Here is a 4,503-nt window from a genome sequence, read left to right on the forward strand (position 1 = left end):
AACATCATTAACGGAAGGGCCCTGACAACGAACGTCAGGGCCCTTCCCCATTTAAACCCACAAAACCCAACAGACCAGGGGGGACGGCAGGACCCATAGACTTACCGTCTATGACCCCCCAGCCCCAAAGCCCCATGCGCAAGCGGGCCACCATCCTGGATGTGGCGTCCGCTGCCGGCGTCTCACGCCAAACGGTGACCCGCGCCATGAACGACATGGCCGGCATCAGCCAGGAAACCAAGGAGCGGGTCCAGAAGCTCGCAGCGGAGCTGGGTTACGTCCCCAGCCGTTTCGCGAAAGGCCTGGTCCAGGGGGCCCGTACCTCTGTGGGGCTCGCCATCCCTGACCTCACCAACCCGTATTTCCCATCTTTTGCCTCCAGCGTGGTGGAAGCTGCCACCCAGCGGGGCTGGAACGTGGTGATGGATGACTATGGACATGGCACCGCAAGTGCTGCCGATGCTGCGGCCCGGCTGTCACCCCAGGTGGATGCCCTGATCGGCTACCTTGCACCGCACGCTGATGAGGTCCAGACGCTTATGGGCCGGCGACCGGTGGTGTCGCTCGACTCCCCCGCAACAGAGGGGACCGCCGGAGGGATTTCATTCGACTACTCCCACGCAGCCAGGCTGGGCCTTGACCATCTTTCAACCAGTGGCTGCCGGAACATCGTCTTCCTGGACTCGAACCGGGGTGGACCCTCGGGCGGCAGAAGTGCGGCTGCCGCGGCCGTAGCAGCCGAAACGGGCATCCAGCTCACCCGCATCCAGGCGGATCCCTCGGCGGCGGCTGCACGGGAGGCTGTGACCCTCCTTGCCGCTGGCGGAATCCGGCCCGACGGCATGCTCGTCTTCAACGACCTCATGGCCGCCGGGGCCCTAAAGGCGTTGCAGGAGGCAGGCCTGGCAGTACCCGGCGATTGCCCGGTCATCGGCATGGATGGGATACCTCTGGGGGAGCTGCTGACCCCGGAGCTGACCACGCTCTCCCTGGACCTGCGCGCTGTGGGCCGCGCCGCCGTCGGACTCCTGGACGGGCTGCTTTCCGGCGCCATCAAGGACCGCAGCCCCGAAGCCTTCCTGACCCTGCGGCATCAGTTGGTTCTTCGGCAATCTGCCTGACCCCTCCCCAAATGGAGCCTTGGCCGATAGGCTGTTGGAAGTTGACGTGAACGTTCACGTGCAGAGCCCACCAGCAAGGAAACCACATGCCGACGCACAACGCAGCAGCCACCCAGTTCGCCCCCGAAGTTGGGCAGTCCTCCCGCCGCCTCGAACTCGGCGCAGAAGAGATTGATGGGCTGGCCTCGCCGGCCCCGGGTACGGGGAGCCTTCCACCCCGGGCGTATCTGGACTCCGACGCACCCAGGCTCCTGCTCAATGGTGAATGGCAGTTCCGCCTGAGCTCGGGAATCCGGACGGCGCCCAATGATGGGTGGCAGCATGGTGGCGGACTCTCCGGCTTCACGGCACTTCCCGTGCCCTCGAGCTGGAACATGCACGGCCATGGGGCCCCGGCCTACACCAACGTCCAGTTCCCGTTCGCGGTGGAGCCGCCGCACGTGCCGGAGGCCAACCCCATCGGCGATCACCTGGTGACCTTCGAGGCAGGCCCGGAGTTTCTTCCCCATTCCGTGCTGCGGTTTGATGGCATCGAGTCTGCAGCGACAGTGTGGCTGAACGGAGTACAGCTGGGAACCACCCGCGGAAGCCGGCTGGCCCACGAGTTCGATGTTTCCGGCGTCCTGGTCCAGGGCTCCAACACGCTGGCCGTGCGGGTGGCCCAGTTCTCCGCCGCAAGCTACGTGGAGGACCAGGACATGTGGTGGCTGCCGGGCATCTTCCGGGACGTCACGCTCCAGGCGCGTCCCACGGACGGCATCGATGACCTCTTCGTCCACGCGGGCTACGATCCGGAAACCGGCGAAGGCGTGCTTCGCGTGGAGGCGACCCGGGCTGGCGCGCCGGCAGACGCCGTCGTCCGCGTTCCGGAACTTTCCCTGGAACTGGCCGCTGGAGTGGAACAGCGGATTCCCGGCGTGCAGTCCTGGTCCGCTGAGATCCCCCGGCTTTACGCCGCCACGGTCAGTACCTCCGGCGAGACCGTCTCCGTGCAGTTGGGCTTCCGCAGCATCAGCATCGAGGATGCCCAGTTCAAGGTGAACGGCCGGCGGGTCCTGCTCCGCGGCGTAAACCGCCACGAACACCACCCCCGGTTTGGCCGGGTAGTGCCGCATCACGTGATGGAGGCGGAGCTGAGGCTGATGAAACAGCACAACATCAATGCCATCCGGACCTCGCACTATCCACCCCACCCCGCGTTTCTTGCTCTGGCTGACCGGCTGGGCTTCTACGTGGTGCTTGAATGCGACCTGGAGACGCACGGCTTCCACAGCGCCGGCTGGGCGCAGAATCCCAGCGATGATCCGCAGTGGGAGGAAGCGCTGGTGGAGCGGATGCAACGCACCGTTGAGCGCGACAAGAACCATCCGTCCATCGTCATGTGGTCGTTGGGCAATGAGGCGGGTACTGGCCGGAACCTGGCGGCCATGTCGCGCTGGACCAAAGACCGCGACCCGTCCCGCCCCATCCACTATGAGGGCGACTGGTCCTCGCCGTATGTGGATGTCTATTCGCGGATGTATGCCAGCCAGGCTGAGACGGCACTGATCGGCCAGGGCATCGAGCCGGCCCTCGAGGATGCGGAACTGGATGCGAGGCGCCGAGCCATGCCGTTCATGCTGTGCGAATACGTGCATGCCATGGGCAACGGACCGGGAGGCATGAGCGAGTACCAGGAGCTGTTCGAGCAGTATCCACGCCTCATGGGCGGTTTCGTCTGGGAATGGCTGGAGCATGGAATCAGGGTGCCCTCACCGGACGGCGGAGAACACTTCGCCTACGGTGGCGACTTCGGTGAGGAAATCCACGACGGCAACTTCGTCACTGATGGCCTGGTGGACGCTGACCGGAACCCCCGTCCGGGCCTGCTGGATTTCAAGAAGGTTATTGAGCCGCTGCACATCGGCGTAGCCGACTCCTGGGCCAGCTTCACCGTCCGGAACGGCCAGGACTTCGCCGACACCACCGGTTTCCACTTCCGTTACCAGGTGGAGGCCGACGGCGGCATTCAGCGTGAAGGGACCGTGGCCGTCCAGCCGCTGGCACCGCAGTCCCGGGCCAAGGTGGAGCTGCCGGCGGAAGTGGCCGCCTTTGCGGCCGCCCTGCCGGAAGCGTCGACGGCGGTGCTCACCGTCAGTGCCGTGCTGGCGGCAGCTACGGACTGGGCTGAAACCGGCCACGAGGTCGCTTGGGGGCAGGCCGTTCGTTTCGCCTCCCCGGACGCCCCGGTGCCGGCGCGTGAACCCGTACACGTTGGCCAGGGGGAACTGCGGCTGGGACCGGCCGTATTCAACCGCGCCACCGGAATGCCGTCGACCATCGGCGGCCTCCCCGTGGAGAAACTGGGACTGGTCCTGTGGTGGGCCCCGACAGACAACGACCTGGGCAGGGAATGGGGGAGCAAGGACGAGCGGCCCCTTGCCATCCAGTGGAAGGACGCGGGACTGGACCGGCTCCACACCCGCCTGCTGCATATCAGCGCCGAACCAGCGCCGGACGGCGGCGAGCAGCTGACCGTCAGCACCCGCATGGCCGCAGCGGACAAGCAGTTCGGCGTGCTGGTTGACTACCAGTGGACCAGCAACGCAGACGCCCTGTCCTTGCGGACACGCGTCACGCCGGTAGGGGACTGGGTCAACGCCGGCTTTGCGGTGGAGTGGGCGCGCATAGGCCTGGAACTCGTGCTGGGCACCGAAACAAGCTCCGTGGCCTGGTGCGGCCAAGGTCCGCACCAGAGTTACCCGGACACCGGTCAGGGCAGCCGGCAGGGATGGTTCGAGGTGCCCCTGGCCGATCTGGAGGTGCAGTACGTCCGTCCCCAGGAGTCGGGAGCCAGGTCCGGGGTCCGGTCTGCGGTGTTGCGAACGGGCGGCGGGGAACTGCATCTTTACGGTGAGCCCATGGCGCTTACCGTCCGGCCCTACAGCATGCAGGCCCTGGACGCTGCTGCCCACAGGCCGGATCTCATGCCGGACGGCCGCACCTACGTCTACCTTGATCACGCCATGAGGGGCGTGGGGACAGGAGCCTGCGGACCCGGCGTGCTGGAACCCTACCGGCTCACTCCGCGGGCGGCGGACTTCGAGGTTGTCCTCCGGGTAGCCGGCGACCCACAGCAGATGTGAGCCACTCCATAGCGGGCCTATCCTGACCCCAAGGGGCTGGAAACACCGCCCTGACCACAGAAAACCCCGGGATTCCGGGGTTTTCTGTGGTCAGGGCGTGCGGCTTGCCCCGGTTTGCGGTGGGGGTTGTGTGCGTGTATTGTTTTCTAAGTCGCCGCGGGGGAGACAGTGAAGAACTGTTCACCGGGTGGCCAAAACCCCCAAATTCGAAGCCATTATCTGGTTGCTCTTTAGGGCGCTGGAAATCGGTGTGGGGC

Annotated in this window: 2 protein-coding genes; both read left to right on the forward strand. The window is 66.0% G+C overall.

Annotated features, from left to right (window positions below):
* Window positions 1-110 precede the first annotated feature (110 nt).
* Window positions 111-1,121, forward strand: coding sequence for a LacI family DNA-binding transcriptional regulator (locus tag HNO81_RS19795; RefSeq protein ID WP_175319798.1), 1,011 nt, complete (start codon window positions 111-113; stop codon window positions 1,119-1,121).
* A gap of 86 nt (window positions 1,122-1,207) precedes the next feature.
* On the forward strand, window positions 1,208-4,246 hold the full coding sequence (locus HNO81_RS19800) for a glycoside hydrolase family 2 TIM barrel-domain containing protein (RefSeq protein ID WP_175319799.1): 3,039 nt from the start codon (window positions 1,208-1,210) through the stop codon (window positions 4,244-4,246).
* The last annotated feature ends 257 nt before the right edge of the window (window positions 4,247-4,503 follow it).

Source organism: Pseudarthrobacter sp. C4D7 (assembly GCF_013359725.1).
Classification (GTDB): Bacteria; Actinomycetota; Actinomycetes; order Actinomycetales; family Micrococcaceae; genus Arthrobacter.

Bases quoted from the DNA above. Each gene is read 5' to 3' on its own strand.
- HNO81_RS19795 (WP_175319798.1), top strand. From the start codon at position 111: ATGACCCCCCAGCCCCAAAGCCCCATGCGCAAGCGGGCCACCATCCTG.
- HNO81_RS19800 (WP_175319799.1), top strand. From the start codon at position 1,208: ATGCCGACGCACAACGCAGCAGCCACCCAGTTCGCCCCCGAAGTTGGG.